Source organism: Arthrobacter sp. UYEF20 (assembly GCF_040546335.1).
Classification (GTDB): Bacteria; Actinomycetota; Actinomycetes; order Actinomycetales; family Micrococcaceae; genus Arthrobacter.
In genome coordinates this window covers 193,774-210,861 of record NZ_JBEPNP010000001.1, presented here as the reverse complement: position 1 = coordinate 210,861, position 17,088 = coordinate 193,774, and the positions used below count along the sequence as shown (strand labels likewise).

Annotated in this window: 17 protein-coding genes and 2 pseudogenes; 8 read left to right on the top strand and 11 right to left on the bottom strand. The window is 64.8% G+C overall.

The genetic code is table 11. The features are described from left to right. Nucleotides 1-6: 6 nt before the first annotated feature. Entirely contained in the window at nucleotides 7-1,680 is a 1,674-nt protein-coding gene (locus tag ABIB26_RS01030; RefSeq protein WP_354238751.1) for a 5-oxoprolinase subunit B/C family protein, read from the top strand. Beyond that, nucleotides 1,680-3,454, top strand: a pseudogene (locus ABIB26_RS01025) (acetyl/propionyl/methylcrotonyl-CoA carboxylase subunit alpha). The gene ABIB26_RS01030 and the pseudogene ABIB26_RS01025 overlap by 1 nt, the downstream one beginning before the upstream one ends. A gap of 34 nt (nucleotides 3,455-3,488) precedes the next feature. On the opposite strand, the gene ABIB26_RS01020 reads toward ABIB26_RS01025, so the two are convergent. From ABIB26_RS01020 to ABIB26_RS00990, 7 genes are all read right to left on the bottom strand, one after another. Then, nucleotides 3,489-4,325, bottom strand: coding sequence for a carbohydrate ABC transporter permease (locus ABIB26_RS01020; RefSeq protein ID WP_354238749.1), 837 nt, complete (start codon nucleotides 4,323-4,325; stop codon nucleotides 3,489-3,491). Beyond that, on the bottom strand, nucleotides 4,319-5,290 hold the full coding sequence (locus ABIB26_RS01015; protein ID WP_354238748.1) for a carbohydrate ABC transporter permease: 972 nt from the start codon (nucleotides 5,288-5,290) through the stop codon (nucleotides 4,319-4,321). Before ABIB26_RS01015 ends, ABIB26_RS01020 begins: the two co-directional genes overlap by 7 nt. A gap of 11 nt (nucleotides 5,291-5,301) precedes the next feature. Then, on the bottom strand, nucleotides 5,302-6,330 hold the full coding sequence (locus tag ABIB26_RS01010) for an ABC transporter substrate-binding protein (protein ID WP_354239272.1): 1,029 nt from the start codon (nucleotides 6,328-6,330) through the stop codon (nucleotides 5,302-5,304). A 3-nt stretch (nucleotides 6,331-6,333) separates the two neighbouring features. Further along, a complete protein-coding gene (locus ABIB26_RS01005) occupies nucleotides 6,334-6,624 on the bottom strand; it encodes a hypothetical protein (RefSeq protein WP_354238746.1) in 291 nt (96 codons plus the stop codon). A gap of 189 nt (nucleotides 6,625-6,813) precedes the next feature. Then, nucleotides 6,814-7,920 carry a LacI family DNA-binding transcriptional regulator gene (locus tag ABIB26_RS01000; protein ID WP_354238744.1) on the bottom strand — a complete coding sequence of 369 codons (1,107 nt, stop codon included), beginning with the start codon at nucleotides 7,918-7,920 and terminating at the stop codon, nucleotides 6,814-6,816. Nucleotides 7,921-7,983: 63 nt separating this feature from the next. Then, a complete protein-coding gene (locus ABIB26_RS00995; RefSeq protein ID WP_354238742.1) occupies nucleotides 7,984-8,862 on the bottom strand; it encodes a PfkB family carbohydrate kinase in 879 nt (292 codons plus the stop codon). A 96-nt stretch (nucleotides 8,863-8,958) separates the two neighbouring features. Then, the gene (locus ABIB26_RS00990; RefSeq protein WP_354238740.1) at nucleotides 8,959-9,960 is read right to left on the bottom strand and encodes an SIS domain-containing protein; all 1,002 of its coding nucleotides are present in this window, start codon (nucleotides 9,958-9,960) and stop codon (nucleotides 8,959-8,961) included. Nucleotides 9,961-10,222: 262 nt separating this feature from the next. Between ABIB26_RS00990 and ABIB26_RS00985 the strand changes: the two genes are divergently transcribed. Both ABIB26_RS00985 and ABIB26_RS00980 read left to right on the top strand, forming a co-directional pair. Beyond that, on the top strand, nucleotides 10,223-10,327 hold the full coding sequence (locus ABIB26_RS00985; protein WP_354238738.1) for a biotin/lipoyl-containing protein: 105 nt from the start codon (nucleotides 10,223-10,225) through the stop codon (nucleotides 10,325-10,327). A 301-nt stretch (nucleotides 10,328-10,628) separates the two neighbouring features. Further along, nucleotides 10,629-11,792, top strand: a complete 1,164-nt coding sequence (locus ABIB26_RS00980; protein ID WP_354238736.1) for an MFS transporter — start codon at nucleotides 10,629-10,631, stop codon at nucleotides 11,790-11,792. A 336-nt stretch (nucleotides 11,793-12,128) separates the two neighbouring features. On the opposite strand, the gene ABIB26_RS00975 is transcribed toward ABIB26_RS00980, so the two are convergent. Together ABIB26_RS00975 and ABIB26_RS00970 are read right to left on the bottom strand one after the other, a co-directional pair. Further along, nucleotides 12,129-12,851: a hypothetical protein gene (locus ABIB26_RS00975; protein ID WP_354238734.1), complete on the bottom strand. Its 723-nt coding sequence runs from the start codon at nucleotides 12,849-12,851 to the stop codon at nucleotides 12,129-12,131. After that, nucleotides 12,841-13,521 carry a helix-turn-helix domain-containing protein gene (locus tag ABIB26_RS00970; protein ID WP_354238732.1) on the bottom strand — a complete coding sequence of 227 codons (681 nt, stop codon included), beginning with the start codon at nucleotides 13,519-13,521 and terminating at the stop codon, nucleotides 12,841-12,843. Before ABIB26_RS00970 ends, ABIB26_RS00975 begins: the two co-directional genes overlap by 11 nt. A gap of 210 nt (nucleotides 13,522-13,731) precedes the next feature. Between ABIB26_RS00970 and ABIB26_RS00965 the strand changes: the two genes are divergently transcribed. Continuing rightward, complete coding sequence (locus ABIB26_RS00965) at nucleotides 13,732-14,025, top strand: NAD(P)-dependent oxidoreductase (protein ID WP_354238730.1); 294 nt, start codon at nucleotides 13,732-13,734, stop codon at nucleotides 14,023-14,025. Nucleotides 14,026-14,165: 140 nt separating this feature from the next. Next, nucleotides 14,166-14,474 carry an antibiotic biosynthesis monooxygenase family protein gene (locus tag ABIB26_RS00960; protein WP_354238728.1) on the top strand — a complete coding sequence of 103 codons (309 nt, stop codon included), beginning with the start codon at nucleotides 14,166-14,168 and terminating at the stop codon, nucleotides 14,472-14,474. Nucleotides 14,475-14,478: 4 nt separating this feature from the next. Here the strand turns inward: ABIB26_RS00960 and ABIB26_RS00955 are convergent, their stop codons facing one another. Beyond that, nucleotides 14,479-15,096: a DUF6919 domain-containing protein gene (locus ABIB26_RS00955; protein ID WP_354238727.1), complete on the bottom strand. Its 618-nt coding sequence runs from the start codon at nucleotides 15,094-15,096 to the stop codon at nucleotides 14,479-14,481. Nucleotides 15,097-15,105: 9 nt separating this feature from the next. Further along, a complete protein-coding gene (locus tag ABIB26_RS00950; protein ID WP_354238725.1) occupies nucleotides 15,106-15,618 on the bottom strand; it encodes an SRPBCC family protein in 513 nt (170 codons plus the stop codon). A gap of 256 nt (nucleotides 15,619-15,874) precedes the next feature. Between ABIB26_RS00950 and ABIB26_RS00945 the strand changes: the two are divergent. Both ABIB26_RS00945 and ABIB26_RS00940 read left to right on the top strand, forming a co-directional pair. Next, nucleotides 15,875-16,562, top strand: a pseudogene (locus ABIB26_RS00945) (transporter substrate-binding domain-containing protein). 195 nt (nucleotides 16,563-16,757) lie between these two features. Further along, the gene (locus ABIB26_RS00940) at nucleotides 16,758-17,057 is read left to right on the top strand and encodes an NIPSNAP family protein (protein ID WP_354238723.1); all 300 of its coding nucleotides are present in this window, start codon (nucleotides 16,758-16,760) and stop codon (nucleotides 17,055-17,057) included. The last annotated feature ends 31 nt before the right edge of the window (nucleotides 17,058-17,088 follow it).

The following is a 17,088-nucleotide window of genomic DNA, read 5'->3' as shown; positions in this document are numbered from 1 at the left end:
CAGCCGATGATTGAGACAGCGGGGGACACCTTGGCAGGACAGCAGGCGGCAGTTCACAAAGTGAGTTCGGTGCGGGCCGTGGGGACCCGCGCGGTGCTCGCGGAGCTCTCCGGCACCCAGGACGTGCTTGCCCTGCAGGCGCTGCTCCTCGAGCACCCGCTGCCGGGCCAGGAGGACGTCCTGGCCGCGGCCGAGACGGTCCTGGTCAAGGCCGACTCGCCGGCCTCGGCGCGGCGCATCGCCACACTCCTGCTGCAGCTGGACCTCACCGCGCCGGTGCAGCGGGACGGCGAACTGGTGGTCATCGACACCGTGTACGACGGCGAGGATCTCGCCGAAGTGGGGAAGCTGACCGGCCTCGGAACGGAGGGCGTGATTGCGGCCCACTCCGGCCAGATCTGGACCGTGGCCTTCGCCGGCTTCGCCCCCGGCTTCGGCTACATGGTGGGGGAGAACCAGGCGCTGGAAGTCCCCCGCCGCAGCTCGCCGCGCACCGCCGTGCCCGCAGGTGCGGTGGCGCTGGCCGGCAATTACTCGGCCGTGTATCCGCGCAGTTCCCCCGGCGGCTGGCAGCTGATCGGCCGCACCGGCGCGAAAATGTGGGATCTGGACCGCGAGCAGCCCGCACTGGCCGCCCCCGGGCACCGCGTGCAGTTCCGCGCCGTGCCAGATTCCGTGACGCTGGCTGCCGAACCCGCCGCGGTGCCTTCGGAGTCGCACGACGTCGCGTCCGGTCTCCGGATTGTCTCGGCGGGCACGCAGAGCCTGATCCAGGACCTTGGCCGGCACGGCCACTCGGCCCTGGGCGTCTCCGCCGCCGGGGCGCTGGACCGGGCGTCGCTGCGCCGGGCCAACCGCCTCGTGGGGAACGCGCCGTCGGCCGCCGCCATCGAGACCGTCGCCGCCGGGCTCAGGGTCCAGGCCGTGCGGGACCAGGTTCTCGCAGTCGCCGGGGCGCCGTCGGAACTGAGCATCGAGTCGGCGCCGGACGTGGACTCAGAGCCGGTCCGCCGCACAGTGCCGATGGCCACACCCTTCGCCCTGCTCGACGGCGAAATCCTAGGTATCGGTGCGCCGGAAAGCGGCTTCCGCAGCTACTTGGCCGTCCGCGGCGGTGTGGACGCCGCACCGGTCCTCGGCAGCCGGTCCACCGACACCATGTCCGGCATCGGCCCGGCGCCGCTGGCCGCCGGGCAGGTCTTCGCCGCCGGGGGGGAAGCCGAGTCCGGCGTCGTCGGGAATCCCGAACTGCAGCCGGACTTCCCGGGCACCGGGGTGACCGTGCTCGACGTCGTCCCCGGCCCGCGCGCCGACTGGTTCGACGCCGCGGCCCTGGCGTCCTTTGCCGGCCAGGACTGGGATGTGAAGCCGCAGTCCAACCGGGTGGGCATGCGCCTGGACGGTACCCCGCTGCAGCGCAGCCGCACCGGCGAACTCCCCAGCGAAGGCACCGTCGCCGGTGCCCTCCAGATCCCGCCCGAAGGCCTGCCAGTGCTCTTTCTGGCCGACCACCCCATCACCGGCGGCTACCCGGTGATGGCCGTCGTGGTGGACCAGCAGCTGGACACTGCCGCCCAGGTGCCGATCGGCGGCAAGATCCGTTTCCGCTGGGTCCCTGCCGACAGCGCGGCGCCGGTCACCACCGAACAGACCACTTCTGAACGAAAAGCGAGTAACTGATGCGCAAGGTCCTGATCGCCAACCGCGGCGAAATCGCCGTCCGGATCGCCCGGGCCTGCGACGACGCGCGGCTGACGTCCGTCGCCGTCTACGCGGACATCGACGCCGACGCCCTGCACGTCTCCGCCGCGGATGAAGCGTTCAGCCTGGACGGCAACTCGCCCGCGGACACCTACCTGAACATCCCCAAGCTGCTCGCGGTGGCCGCCGAGTCCGGCGCGGACGCCGTGCACCCCGGCTACGGCTTCCTCTCCGAGAACGCCGACTTCGCCCAGGCCGTCCTCGACGCAGGACTGACCTGGATCGGCCCCACCCCGGACGCCATCCGGCTGCTCGGCAACAAGATCACCGCCCGCGAGGCGGCCGTCCGCGCCGGTGCCCCGCTCGTCGCCGGCAGCGACGGTCCGGTGGATTCCGCTGAGGAGGCCCGCGCCTTCGCCGAAGAGCACGGCCTGCCGATCGCCATCAAGGCAGCCTTCGGCGGCGGCGGTCGCGGCATGAAGGTGGTCCGCGCCCTGGATGAGGTGGAGGAAGCCTTCGACTCCGCCGTCCGCGAGGCCGTCGCCGCCTTCGGCCGGGGCGAGTGCTTCGTGGAGCGCTACCTGGACCGTCCGCGCCACGTCGAGGCGCAGGTCCTGGCCGACGCGCACGGCAACGTCATCGTCGTCGGCACCCGCGACTGCTCACTCCAGCGCCGGCACCAGAAGCTCCTCGAGGAGGCCCCGCGCCGTTCCTGAGCGAGGATCAGACACAGCAGATTTACGACGCCGCGAAGGCCGTCTGCCGGGAGGCCGGCTACTCCGGCGCCGGGACGGTGGAATTCCTCGTGGCCGCGGACGGCACCGTGGCGTTCCTCGAGGTGAACACCCGGCTGCAGGTGGAGCACCCCATCACCGAGGAGACCACCGGGATCGACCTTGTGCAGGAGCAGTTCCGGATTGCCGCGGGGGAGCCGCTGCGCTTCACCGAAGACCCGGCGCCGCGCGGCCACGCCTTCGAATTCCGGCTCAACGCCGAGGACGTAGGCCGCGGCTTCCTGCCCTCGCCCGGGACCATCACCGAGTTCTCCGGCCCCACCGGCCCGGGCATCCGGCTCGACACCGGGGTCCGCTCCGGCTCCTTCGCCCCGCCGCAGTTCGACTCCCTGCTGGCGAAGCTGATTGTCACCGGCGCCGACCGCCAGCAGGCGCTGCGACGTGCCCGCCGGGCCCTCGCGGAGATGAGCATCACCGGCGTGGCCACCGTGCTGCCGTTCCACCGCGCCGTGCTGGAATCGCCGGACTTCACGTCCGAGACCGGCCTGGGCATCCACACCCGCTGGATCGAAACCGACTTCGCGGACAGTATCTCCATCTCCGTCGACCCGGATGACAGCACCACCGCGCCCGGCGGCGAACGCCGCACCATCACCGTCGAGGTGGACGGCCGCCGGATGGCGGTCGGCCTGCCCGCGGACCTGCTGGACGGCTGGGCTCTTTCTACCCGGACGCAGTCCGGCGGGGCTGTTCCTGCCGGGGTCTCACTTGATTCGGCGTCCGACGGCGGCGCTGCCGCCGCTGACCCGGCAGAGCTGCGTGCGGACATGGCCGGCACCGTGGTGAAGTGGCTGGTCGAGCCCGGCGCCGAGGTGTCGGCGGGCGATCCCGTGGTTGTTCTCGAGGCCATGAAGATGGAAACCCAGGTCTCCGCGCACCGCGGCGGGACCGTCACGGACGTCCGTGCCGAGGCCGGCGGCGTGGTTGCGGCGGGAGCGGTGCTGGCGCTGATCGGGTAGCTCGTTCGGCCCGCAGGAGGGGCTCCTTGAACAGCTACTTCCCTATGCCGTCGGCCAGGCCCCGGATGAAGTACCGCTGGCCAGCGAAGAAGAGGACGATCACCGGAAGGGCAGCTATCACCATGCCCGCGAAGACCACCGGATAGTCCGTGCCGTGCTTGGACATGAGATTGGTGAGGCCCACCGGAAGGGTCTGCAGTGCTCCGCCACTCGTGAAGATCATCGCGAAAAGGTACTCGTTCCAGGTGAAGAGTATGTTCAGCAGGACCGTGGAAACGATGATCGGCCGACACATGGGTAGGATGACCTGCCAGAACGCCCGCGACTTTGACGCTCCATCCACCGCGGCGGCCTCATCCACTTCCGCGGGCAGGTCCATCATGTATGCCCGGATCAGGAAGGTGGTAAACGGAACACGGAAGGCCGTATACAGGATCAGCAGCGCCCAGAAGCTGTTGTAGAGGCCCATCGCCTGGAACATCTTCACCAGAGGAATGAGGGCCACCGTGGGCGCCAGCATCAGTCCGCCCAGGATAAGGATCAGTACAGTGCGGCTAAAGGGGATGCGGACCTTCGTCAATCCGTAGGCCGCCCAGGCGCTGATGAACACCGTGGCAATAGTGGACGCTACAGTGACCAGAACGCTCGTCGTGAGATAGTCTCCCACTCCCCGATTCCAAGCCGTCACATAGTTTTCCCAGCGCCAGGCGACTGGGAGAGCGAACGGGTTAGAGAACAGTTCTGCATTGGACTTCATGCCGTTTAGCAGCATCCACAGCAACGGATAAATGACCACGACGGCGAGGGCCAATAGGAATGCCCGGACAAAGACCCGGCCAAGAACAATGAGTACAGACGTGCGCGTTACCATTCGACCCTCCTACGCTTGGATATCCGGAGCTGAAGTACCGCGAGCACCAGCGTGATGATGAATACCGCGGTGGCAATGGCAGCCGCGTAGCCGAAGTCGTTGCGGACAAACCCGCTTCGGTAGAGCCACGTGCCCAGGACCTGGCTGGAGTTGTTCGGACCCCCGGTCGTCATCACCATGACTTCGTTGAACACCTGGAAGGCCCCTGACACCGTGACGATCATCATGAGGCTGCTCATTTCCCGCACCAGCGGCAGAGAAATGGAAAAGAATCGCCGGAACGGACCGACGCCGTCGATTGAGGCTGCCTCATACAGTTCCGTGGGAACCCGTTGCAGCGCGACGGCAAACAGCAAGGTGCAGTAGCCAAAACCCTGCCATTGGCTCATGGCGATGATGCCGAAGATCGCGGTGTTCTCCTGGCCAAGCCAGGCCTGGGTGAAGTTGCCAAGTCCCAGGAACTTAAGGGCAGCATTCAGGATGCCCATTCGCGGCTCGTAGATGAAGTAGAACAGCAGGCCCGCGACGGTGAGCGATATCGCGGAAGGGACAAAATAGACGGCCCGAAGGATCCCGCGCCACCGTTCACTGCGAAGCCCTTCGATCATGGCAGCCAGAATAAGTGCCCCGAACACCTGGAAAACGATCGAGATACCGGCGTAGAGAGTGTTGTTGAGCAGCGACTTCCAAAAAATGGGGTCATTGAACATCTTGATGTAGTTGTCCGCACCCACAAAGGTCTGCCGTCCGCTGTAGATGTCCCACTTGAGCAGGCTGAAACCGAGGTTCTGCTCGAGCGGTAGGTAAGCGAAGACGCACAACAACAGGACGGCGGGAAACACCCAGACCAGGTTGTGCCAACGCGGCGACGAAGCCTTCTTCGCGGGGCGGTCCGCGGGAGGTCCTGCGGACACAGGCACCGAGGGCGCCGCTGCCTGCCTCCGCGCGGTATGGGAAACTGTCATGGCATTGCCCGCTATTTGACTGCGCTGGAAGCAGAGCGCACCGAAGCAAGAATCTGTTCGGGGCCTTGTGTTCCGGCGATTAGGGCTTCCCCGCCGGCCAGCCAGGCATCAGCGACGGCGGGAACAGTCACCGAGTCCAGCCAAATGATGGAGTCCGACGCCTCGTTCACCTGTTTGATGCCCTCGACAACGGGACCAGTGGAGTTTTGTTCCGAGACGGCGCCTTTTACTGCACTGGGCTGGCCGTACGGCGGGGCCGAGAGTGTCGCGGCGTTCTGTGTGCTCGTGGCGAATTTCATGAAGTCTGCAGCGAGGGCGGCGTTTTTGGACTTCGCATTGATGATGTAGCCCTCGGGAGAACCCTCAATGGCTTTGGTGTCGCCCTTCGCGTCCGAGGCGGCGGGCAGTTTGAAAATTCCGAGCCCGTCCTTTTTCAATCGGGATTCGTCAGATGCCGTGGTGTCGAACTCGAGGATCTCCTGGTAGTACATCCCGGCCTTGCCTTCGGCCAAAGCCTGCTGCGCAGTGGTGTACAGGACGCCGTTTGAATCCTTGCCGCTACCCGTGCATTCGTTGACCAAGGTGGTGAACTGCTCCATGGCCTTGACGTACCCCTGGTCGTCCAGCTTGGCCGATTGCGGGTCGAAATCGGCTTTCAGTACATCGGCGGGTACTTCGTAGGCGAACAGCTGCTGCAGGTAATGCAGTCCGGGCCAGCCGTCCTTGTTTCCAAAGGCGATGGGCTCGTAGCCGGCACCCTTGAGTACCGAGCAGGAGGAGATTAGTTCGTCGAAGGTCGACGGCGGGGTAAGCCCCAGTTCCCGGAAGATCCTCTGGTTGTAGCCCATGAATTTGCCGTTGTTGTACAACGGGACGGCGAAGTAGCTTCCGTCCTTTTCGAAGGCCTTGAGTGCCGATTCCCCGAATTTGTCCCCCCACTCGGTGCCGGGTGCAATGGCTGGGGTGAGATCGGCAGCAAGCCCGCCGTCGATGAAGTTGTTCGCCCAGTTACCCGCCCAGGTGAAGAAGACGTCCGGCAGTGCCTAGGATGCGGTGAGAGTCTTAGTCTTGTCCTTGATGCTCTGATCCGTCTCCTGAATAAGCTCGAAGGACACGTCTGGGTGCAGTTTCTTGTACTCGGCGGCCAAGTCCTCGAAGTACGGCTCAAGGGGATCGCCGCCAAACTTCGTCAGGATGCTGAGGGTGCCCGAATACTCAGGCTTCTTGGTGAGGTCGAGGGGCGCGGCGGTCTGGCTTCCGCCGTCCGCGCAACCTGCCAGTGCCAGGGCGGCGCCTGCCACAATAGCCGTCATCAAGTGGGTGCTTTTGCGCATCGTTGTCTACTTTCGCTCGGTGGCTGATCAGCCTGGGCTTCACGATCTGGAGCGGCACCCCTACCCTCCATTGGATACGGGGCCAGCCTCCGCTGCTGGAATGTTGGGATTAGTGATACCGGTACCACAGTGAATCATGGTTTCAGTTGAGGGGGAAGGGTTTCAGACTGGATTTACAAGGGGAATTTTCTATTTGCCGGGTACAGCAGGCGCGGGCCCGTCCGAGGATCGTGCCATCAGCGTCGAGGGCAAAACGTGCTTCGTCGGGGCAGAAGTGTCGCCGTTGATGCGGGCTATGAGTTGTTGGGCGGCCACCGTCCCCAACTCCCGCATAGGCTGCTGGATCATGGTGAGCGGCGGTTCCATGACGGCAGCCCACGGGCTGTCATCAAAGCCGATGAGCGATACATCCTTCGGCAACCGCAGGTTTCGGGCCCGTAGTGCATGAAGGGCGCCCACGGTGGCCTCGGTCTCGGTAGCAAAGACCGCGGTGGGCGGATCCGCGAGTGCCAGCATGCCGCTGACAGCACGGGTAGCCTGTCCTTCGTTTTTCAAGACATGGGTCACCAAGGCAGTGTCGAATGGTATCCCGGCTTCTTCCAGCGCGTCGAGGTACCCGCGCAGGCGTTCGCCGTCGCTCCAAAGGGCCTCATCGAGGATGCGGTGCATCTGCTCCAGATCGGTTGCCGGGCTGAGGGTCACCGGGCCCCAGGCAAAGGCAATCCGCCGATGGCCGTTCCGGATAAGGGAACCGACGGCGGATCGGGCTGCGTCGCGGTTGTCGATCACCACTGAATCGGTGTCAAGGCTGTCAACGAGGCGGTCGATCAGGACGACCGGAATTCCACGCTCCATTGCGTTGGAAAGGTGCGAGACGTCGTCGCTCCGACCCGCGGCCGAAGCCACCACCAAGCCGTCAACCTGTTTGGCGAGCAGGACGCCGATTGCGTCCCGCTCCCGCTCCAGCTTCTCGTCGGTGCTCAGGATGATGGCATCGTAGCCGGCCAGCTTGGCTGTTTCCGAAATTCCTTTGAGGACGCCGGAGAAGAACGGGTTGGCGACGTCTGCCAGGACGATTCCGAGTGTCTTGGTGATACCCGTGGTCATGCTCCGAGCCAAGGTGTTGGGTTTGTAGCCCAAGCGCTCCGCGGCGAGCATCACCTTGGCACGGGTAGCATCGCTAACTGAGCCGTAATTTCCAAGGGTGCGGGCGACCGTCGCTCTGCCAACTCCGGCGGCTGCGGCAACGTCTGTGATGGTCGGAGTCGCCTCGTGGTGCTGGTGGTCCGACGGCATCCAGTCCCCTTCTTTTTTCTGGAATCCGCTGCTGCGATTCCGGCTGATTGGTTTATTCCTGCATCAGATCCTAGTTGGTGCGACGACGGGCCGTCCGTATCCGAAGGCGCCTTCCACATAACACTGCTCGGCAGCAGTGCCGGCCGCGAAGGCGAGAGCTTCCCGCAGGCAGCCGTGGGATGGCGGGGAGTGCCGGGTCCAGCCAGCTTTGAGCAGGCTCACGACCAGTCCGGTCAAGAAGGCATCACCGCAGCCCATCGTGTCTGCGAACCGTCGGGCGTCCGTGCCGCCGGCCTCCTGGGTGAAGAATTCGTTGCCATCGAATAACACGGCCCCGGCCGCCCCCCTAGTCCCCACGGCAAGGGCGGCGCCAGCCGCGATTACCCGCCGCAGCTCCCGTTCTACAGCTTCAAGGGGCTGACCCCCAAGGGAGAGCAAGGCTAGGTCGACGAAAGGGGCCGTTTGCCCAAAATAGTGGTCGGTACGCCGCTCCGGTTCGGAGGAATAGTCAAAACTGACCAGGGCCCCGGTAGCCCGGACCGCCGGAAGCTGCGATTCGGACGCAGAATAGACGCTGGAATGCACTAGGTCAGCCGTCGCCAGGTAGTCGAGGTGTTCCGGCTCCAGCGTGAACGGTTGACTTGTGGTCACGCCTCCGTCGTTCCAGCCTAGAAATATCCGGTCTCCGTCAACGACCTTGATTTCGGTGACGCCGTTGGGGCCTTCACGGATCATGCAACGGCTAACGTCTACTCCCGCGTCGTGTATGGCGGCACGGACAAAGGCACCCAGCGGATCGGAACCGAAGACGCCGAGATAGGCGGATTCGACGCCGAGGCGGCGCGCCAGGACTGCAAAGTTGACGCAGTTTCCCCCTGGGTACATGACCTTGCGGTCAAGAAAGCGGTCCACAATGTTGTCCCCGAAGCCGATTACTTTCATGCTCTTCCTGTCTCGACGCCTGCGGGCCCGGGGCTGCCGGGCCCACAGCGCTGGATGCCATGCCCCGGAGACGGGGGTGCGGCAACGGTCTCTCTGTCAGTATTCAACGACGCGGTAGTAACGGCGTAGTTCCAGCGAGTGGTTGCGCACCCGCTCGAGGTGCTTGCTGATCCGGTCAACCACGGTGTCAAGGACCAAGGGGGCCAACAGGCCACGGAACCGGGGGCTGATCCCGGCCAGTTCGTAGTCCTTGGTGTCCAGCAGGGTGGTGTTCTTGTTGTAGTTCTCCGCGAACTTGACTACCCGCTCCATGAGCGGCCGGCTTTCGTCCTCGCCCAGGAAAAGCATGAGACTCGTGTCTTCCTCGATCAGTTCCAGGGAACCGTGGAAAAATTCGGCGCCGTGGACTCGGGTAGTCCGGAGCCACTGCATCTCTTCGAGGATGCACATGGAGTAAAGGTAGGTCAATCCCCAAAGGTTCCCGGTGCCGACGAGGAAATGATAGTCCACATCCTTGTTCCTTTCGGCGAACTCTTCCGCTAGCGGTTCGGCCTGGCGGGCCACGTCAACGAGGATTTCCGGGATGGTCTGCAACTCCGCCGCAAGCTCTTCATAGCCTTCAAACTCACCTCTCGCAGCGAGCAGGCGGGTGCTCAGGAGCAGCAAGGGGATGTCGAACGGCCAGGTCTTGGGCTCGGTGATCATGACTACGTCCAGTGCCTTGGCAAACGGGCTGTCAGCAAATCCCGTGAAACCTACTGTGTAAGCGCCTTTGGCCTTGGCGAAGTCGATAGCCTCGATGATGTCTTCTGTTGTTCCGGAAACGGAAGCGAAAACGGCGACGGAGCCGGGCCCGAAAGTAGGGTCAGCAGTCAACATGAGCTCTTTGCCAATCGACGCGCGTACAGGCAACGTGGAGCGTGAGCGGATGAGGTGCTCGTAGGGGAGCATGGCCGCGTATGTGCCGCCGGCACCGATGAGGAAGAGATTCTCGAAACCCCGTTCCCGCACCGCGTCTACGAACTGTTCAATCTGTCCCTGCAGCGCGAGTGCGCTGCGGGTCTGGGTGAGAAATTCCTCTTCTTTGAAGCCAAGCACGGGCGGTCCTTTCGTCGTATAAGAAGTCGGCAGCGATACAGATTGATACCGGTATCACAACTGCTCACATGGTGTCACGGGGAGCGCAGGGCGTCAATAGGGTCTGAACAGGACCGCATTACGCACCCGAGGATGAGTGCGGCACCTTCACCGTCGACGTCGGGTTCAAATGGCGGATTCTCATGGCAGTGGCCCGCAGACCAGCTGGACGACTGGGCCGATACGGCAAAGGATCCGGTCGTCGTGGTTCGAGGCGATGAAGATGGAAACCCAGGTCTCCGCGCACCGCGGCGGGACCGTCACGGACGTCCGCGCCGAGTCCGGCGGCGTGGTTGCGGCGGGAGACGTGCTGGCCCCGATCGGGTAGCTTTCTCGTGGCTCAAATGGGCCGTTTCCGCTGGGCGGAAGCGGCCCATTGCCGTGCGCGCCCCCGGAGGCCGAGGCCGCCGTCGTGCTTCTCGCGATCATGCTGCACGACATCGACTGGTCGCAGGCGCCGCCAGGGCGGGCGACGAACACCTTCCAAAGTACACTTCTGAAGGTTGCGAGAATTAGCGGCTGATTTCCGGTGGCGTCAAGACCGCTGTGAATGGAACCTCCTACAGTGCGGTTCCTGGCCGGATGAAAGGAAAACTGTGACGAGAAGGCAGCCGCGCAGGTGGTTATGGATGCTGATCGCATCCGCGATCCTTTGCCAGATTGCACTCAATCTGGCACGGCCGCTGATTTCCTATAAGGTGCTCGCTCTCGGCGGAGACTCCGTGACGGTCGGGTTGACTTCTGCTTCGTACGCGATTCTCCCGGTGGCGGTAGCGCTGTGGCTTGGGAGAGTCACCGACCGCCGTGCATCACTCAAAGGCATTGTCATCGTCGGGACGATCCTCCTGGCAGCCGGGCCATTCCTCTTGTCCGCGGCCCCGTCCTTGCTCCTGGTCGGCATAGCCAGCGCGGTACTGGGCATTGGCCACCTGTGTTTCACGATCGCAGGGCAGTCCGCGATCGCCAGATTTGTCCCGTTGGGCCAAATGGACGCCGCCTTCGGCTGGTTCACTGCGGCCTTCTCCCTGGGCCAGCTGCTTGGCCCTCTCATTGCGGGCTTATCGATGGGGTCGGCGGCAGGGGTGCCCGCCGGGTCCCGACTCTCGGACGCCAACACGGCACTGATGCTCGCCGGTGCAATCTCGGTGCTGGCCATTCCCGTCGCCTTCGGCGCCTCGGCGAAGAAACCAGCACATGAGCACAAGGCGTCCGCAGCGTCAACGAAGGCCGCGCCGGCGTCGACGGCCTCCCTCTTGGGCATCCCAACGGTAAAAACCAACATGGTGGCAAGCCTTGCCCTTCTGGCGACCACCGATATCATCGTCGCGTTCCTCCCACTCCTGGGTGAGGAGAAGGGCGTCGCACCCGCAGGCGTCGGCGTCCTGCTGGCCATCCGGGCAGCCGCCTCGATTTCGTCGCGTCTGCTCCTGCCGGTGCTGCTCGCCCGATGGAGCAGAACCGGGCTGGTCACCTCCAGCCTCGCGGGTGCCGGCATCACGTTGGCATTTCTGCCATGGGTCTTTGAGAATCCCGTGCTGGCAGGGACCTCGCTGGCCATTGGCGGATTTTTCCTGGGCTTGGGACAACCGATCACGATGACACTCATCAGCCAAGCTGTTCCACCAGCGTCGCGAGGGGCAGCCTTGGCGCTCAGATTGCTTGGTAATCGACTCGGGCAAGTTGCCTTGCCGGCGGCCGCCGGGTTGCTCGCCGCGCCGGTCGGACCCGCCGGCGCCCTCTGGATGTCGTCCATTGTGCTGTGCGCCGCTTGCATCAGACCGCCGCGGAAATAAAGCAGCGTCCGCTTGGAGCTACCGCAGGGGCCCGGGCGATTCCCAGGATCCTTTGAACGGGCCGGCCGGGTTGTAGCGGAATCGGTCGTATTAGACACGCATGTGTGAGAGTTTCGTATCCCGCCAGATGCGCGTGCCGCCTGCCGCACGGGCGCAAGAGGCGCTGACCGCCGAGAACCGGCAGAGCTACTATGCAGACCGCTCTTGGCATCGGTCACCCTTGGCGTAGGCGGCTGGTGATCAAAATGGCAGATGGTGCGGGCAACGGAAACCGACGCGTGTCCAAGGGGTATAGCACCAAATAGCCGCCAACGCCTACGGACGCACCGACTGGCCTCACCTCAGTGACATGCGCAGTCGTTCGACCCCGGGAGCACCCTCCGGAACAAGGCCCATGTGCTGCGGGGAAATGGCCAGATGGCCGAGCATGTTGGCGAGGTGGCCTCGCTCAGCCGGCTTATAGTTGACGCCGCGGAGGTCTGTGGCGCCGACGACGGCCGCGAGGGTGAGGAAGTCGGTGATGTGACGCTGCCGCCCGGGATCATCCATGATGGTCAGCGTCGCAGCTTTGCCGATTAGGCAGCCGAGCAGCGTCGGACGGTTGACCTGTCCTGATGCTGAACCGGCGACGACGTCGACGGTTTCTGCCCGGTCCAGGGCCTGCTGACTGGCCGGTGCCGCGATCGTGGTGCCGCCGGTGACGCCGCGGCCGGTGTCTGCGCGTTCCCCCAGGTACCGGGGGATGAGGACGTCGACCATGGCGTCTCCGCGCAACCAGCGATGCTGGTGCCCTTCGAGGGATTCGCCTGCGGATTCGAAGTTGAGCTTCACCAGGAGTGCGGTGAAGTCATGGAGCATCGTCGGGTATGCCCGGATGTCCAAGGCCATGTCGGCGTCCTTGGTCGGCCGGACGAACGGGGCGCTGCGCTCGATCGCATGAAGGTAGACGGCCTGGCCGCCAACCAAGACCCACCCGTGTGGCATGGCCGAGTGGATTTCGAAGACAGCCTGCCAAGCTTCCTGCTGTTCGGTGAGCATAGCGGGAAGGTCAATCGACATGGATTCTCCTGATGATTTCGAGGGCTGAATTTTGTTCGCGGACGCCTGGCCGCTCGGCCAGATCAGCTGCCACCAGCAGGGACGGGAGTTTATCGGGGACTTCTTCGGCGACGTGGAGAACCACGTTTGGCCGTTGGCCGGCGCGTGGCTTCACCAGGAACCAGTCGCGGACCAGTGCCTCGAAGTCTTTTCGGCTGACATACGCCTCGAGCTCCGAGTTGGAGAGCAGCCCGGAATCCGGGTGGGAAACCCCGGAGGGACGGACCCGCGGATCCTCCCGTAGTTCCGCGAGGTCTGCGGGGCTGGAGGAGAACTCAGCTTTCTCGGCGCGCTTGGACAACATGGAGCGGAGCAGACTCAACGGGTCGGGCGATTCCTGCAGGCGATTGAGGCGCTGCTTCAGTCGGTGACGCTCGACCGGCGCGAGATCATGGCTGGCTAAGCCATGGGCGAGGTCATTCCGGGCATGGCGGATCAGTTGCCAGGCGCTTCGTTCAGAGAGAGGCCTCCCGGCGGGGCTGCCTGGCTGGTACCGGCTGACGTCAGACTCGTCGATGATCCAGCGTCCGCTGACACGCTGAGCGGGGATTCGGCCCTCTTCAAGGAGGGCGCGAACCCGGCGTGCCGAAATCTTGAGGCGCAGAGCTGCCTCGGCTGGACTTAGAACCATGCTTGAATTATACCGTCCACGGAACGAATAAGTAATCGTCGTCGTCGTGATTATGGTCGTCATGATGGCGGCGGCGATCCACCGTCAGCCGTCTGGCGATCAGGAGGCGTGAGTCAGGCTCCGTGTACTCCGATGCCGCCCGGGCGGTGATCGGAGCAGTGGCACCCGGAACACGGGTGATCGTGGTCTCCTCGGGCGGCGTAGTCCGCGATGACAAAGGCCTTCCGCCTGTGGTTCCGGCGCATCCTGATCCCTCTGTTTATGAACGATCTCTACACCGACGTGAAGGTCATGGAAGACATGTTCCGGGCCAGCGAGCTCGACTGGACGATTGCGCGCCCCTCTTACCTGAACGACGGACCAGCCCGGGGCGACATCCGCATCTCCGGCGGGTCGAACCCTCGAGGAGGCTGGAAGCTGAGCCGTAATGACTTGGCAGTGTTCGTCGCGGCGCAGCTCAACTCCGAGGAGTGGTCCCGACGGTTGCCCACCCTGGCCGAGTGACAGCGCACCGGCTGCACCCGCATGGACCCGCGTTTTTGTGGGGACGGGGACGCCGCCGGGCAGTTGGACCCTACCGCCGCCCGGGGGACAGGCCCATAATCGGGCGTATCAACCCCGGGCAGAAAATGGAGGCGGTCGACGTGTCGGTCTATACGCTTGGAATCTGGCTGGTTCACCCAGGCCGCGAGAACGATTTCGTGCAGGCCTGGCGGGATCTGGCCAGGAAGACGAAGGAAGATTTCCCGCACGCCAAGGCAGTGCTGATGCATGACCATGACGTGCCCAACCGGTTCATCAGCACCGGGCCGTGGGAATCGATCGAGCAGATCGAGCAATGGCGGGCATCAGCCATGTACAAGCAGGGCGTGGAGGCCATGCGCGAACTGCTGGAACACTTCGAGCCCCACACCCTGGACGAGGCCGCCAGCATCGGTGGGGACACGCCGTAGCCGGCTATTGGCTTGCGGGCTCCCCGCCTGCCAGCGCCTCGAGTACCGCGGGCAGGAGCACGCCGTTCCGTCCCCAGACCGGGTCGAAGACCTCGACGTACCAGGCGTCTGCCAGCACGAGCGCCAGGCTCTCATTGGCCTCCTGGGACCAGTCGCGGAGCTGATCGTCGCCGACAGGACCCTCGCTGCTGCCCAGCACCGTCACCACCTCGCCGTCCCGCAGGGTGACGGGAATGGACGCCTGGCTGGCTTCGCCGGGGGCGTGGGCCACGGTCACCAGATCGGTCCGGCCGGACAGCTCCAGGAGTGCTGCCGCTGACTCCACACTGCAAAATCCCGTCACGTAGGCGCGCTGGGCGTGTTCCTCGGTCAGCACTCCCGGCTGTGATTCCTTGGTGAACAGCCCGTTGCGGTTCAGCTCCGCCAGCCCGACGGCGATCGCCCGGGTTTCGTCGTCGAAGCGCGGCGCAAAGGTGCCCGGCTGGTACTCGCTGCTGCCTTCCAGCCAGCGCGCGGTCAGCTCGCCGGCCGCCGGAATGGTCCCGGCCTGCCGCCAGATCACGCGGTCGGCAAGGAGCCGCCCGAAGCCGTCCCGCTCGGTGGTGTATCTGTCCTCTGGCATGACTGAACGCTACGCCTCTCGAGTGGCGGATTGTGCCGGGGAGGGCGGAGCGGAGTGCTGCCGCAGCAGCAGTGCGAGGCGTTCGCAGCTCACGCGCAGCGCCTCAAGTTCACGCCGGCTGTACTCATCGATGGTCCGGTGGATCAGCTCGGCGAGTTCCCCGGCATCATTGTCCACCTCGAACTCATGATCCAGCGTGACCTCGGAGGACCCCTCGGAACGACGGATCGCCCAGCCGCCGTCGAGCCGCAGCAGTGGAGCCTCCAGTCCGAGCTGACGGAACTCGGCGCGGAGCTCGGAGGCATCAAAAACGCAGTGGCAGTGGCTCGAACTCAGGGAGCCGTTGACCACCACGGAGGTCCGCAGCTCATGGCTGGACTCGTCACCGCTGACCCGCTCGGAGTACACCGTGAGTCCGTCCAGATACGGCCAGTGCAAGGAGTCCCGCAGCATGCGGAAGATCAGCTCGCCTGGGGCATCGATGATGAGCCGGTGAGTTGTCCGGCGCGTGGTCTTGGGCAAGTCCGACACCTCCTGTGATCCGCGGGCTTACTTAGCAGGCTAGGCCAGCAGCGCCCCGCCGCGCAGAAATTCTTCCTGCCGCGTCACGCTGGGCAATGTTGGGTAACACTGGGCCTCCGTGGTTCATCCCCGAGACCCCCTCATGAAGCGCCGTGACCTCCGATATCCCTTGGTTTCGCGGCGCTTTGACCCGCTTCCGGGGGCGCCGGATAGTTGCTGGCACCAGCACCAATCCGGAACTTCCAAAGGGGAGAACATGTCCAGAACCACGCTCATATCCAGCGTCAGCGCGGCCCTTGCCGCCACCACCCTGCTGGGCCTGACGGCCTGCTCCGATCCCGGCGCGTCCGCTGCCGCCGGCGCCAACCCGGCTGCGACGGCCGTGTCCGCCGGCGTCAAACAGTTCAACCTCTCGCCCCAGCAGGACCGGGTGAAGGTCACCGCCAGCGCGGAAGCCGCAGCCCTCGTCCCGGAAGCAATCAAGCAGGACGGCAAGCTGACCGTCGCCGTCAGCCCCTTCGCCGCGCCGCTGGCCGTGTACGCGACCGACAACAAGACGCCGGTGGGCAACGAGGTGGACATCGCCGTCGCACTGGCCCAATCGCTGGGGCTGGAAGCGGAAATCGTCCCGACCGCGAGGACTCGGCCTCCCGGCTGGCCCTGGCGTCCGGCCGCGCGGACCTGACCTTCGGTCCCAACGCCACGGCAGGGTTCAAGGCCGCCTCGGACGCCAAGACGAAGCTCTTGGGCCTCGTTGACGGCGGCTGGCCGCTGAAGGCCAGCATGGCCGCCACCACCAAGAAAGGCAACGGCTTTGCCGCCGCGGCCGGCTGAACCACCTGATCGGGGACGGCAGCTACGCCAAGATCCTGGACCGCTGGGGCCTGAGCTCCGAGGCCGTGACGAAGTCCGAGCTGAACCCCGCGGGTCTGCCCAAGAAGTAGCAGCACTCAGGCCCAAAGAATCCCCGCCGGAGGGCAACGAAGACCAACGCGGGGTCGCATCGCGTCCGTCCCGAAGGAGATCATGGGCGCGAGGTGACCCCGCATTGCTGTTGTCCTCCGGGAGAGTCCTCCGGCCCTATCCAGATGGACGCCGCTCGCTCTATGGTGGTTACCCAATCGAGGGAAGGATTAAGGATGTTCACGCTGCAGGTAGGTTATCCGGTCCGAGACTACGCCGCATGGAAGCAGGCGTTCGATAAGGATCCCGCAGGCCGTGCCGCCTCGGGCGCCCGCTCGATCCGGGTACTTCGGGACACCGACGACGAAAACAATGTGGACGTGCACCTGGACTTCGACACGAAGGACGCCGCGGCTGCGTTTCTGGAGCGGCTGCGCGCCCAGGTGTGGAATAACCCGGAGATAATGGAGCCGCTGATGGCGGCACCGCCGACAGCCAGGCTCTTGGAGCAAGTGGCCAGCGAAAATCCGGGCTAGGGAAGGCTAGCGGAGGCGGCCAAACCCCGCC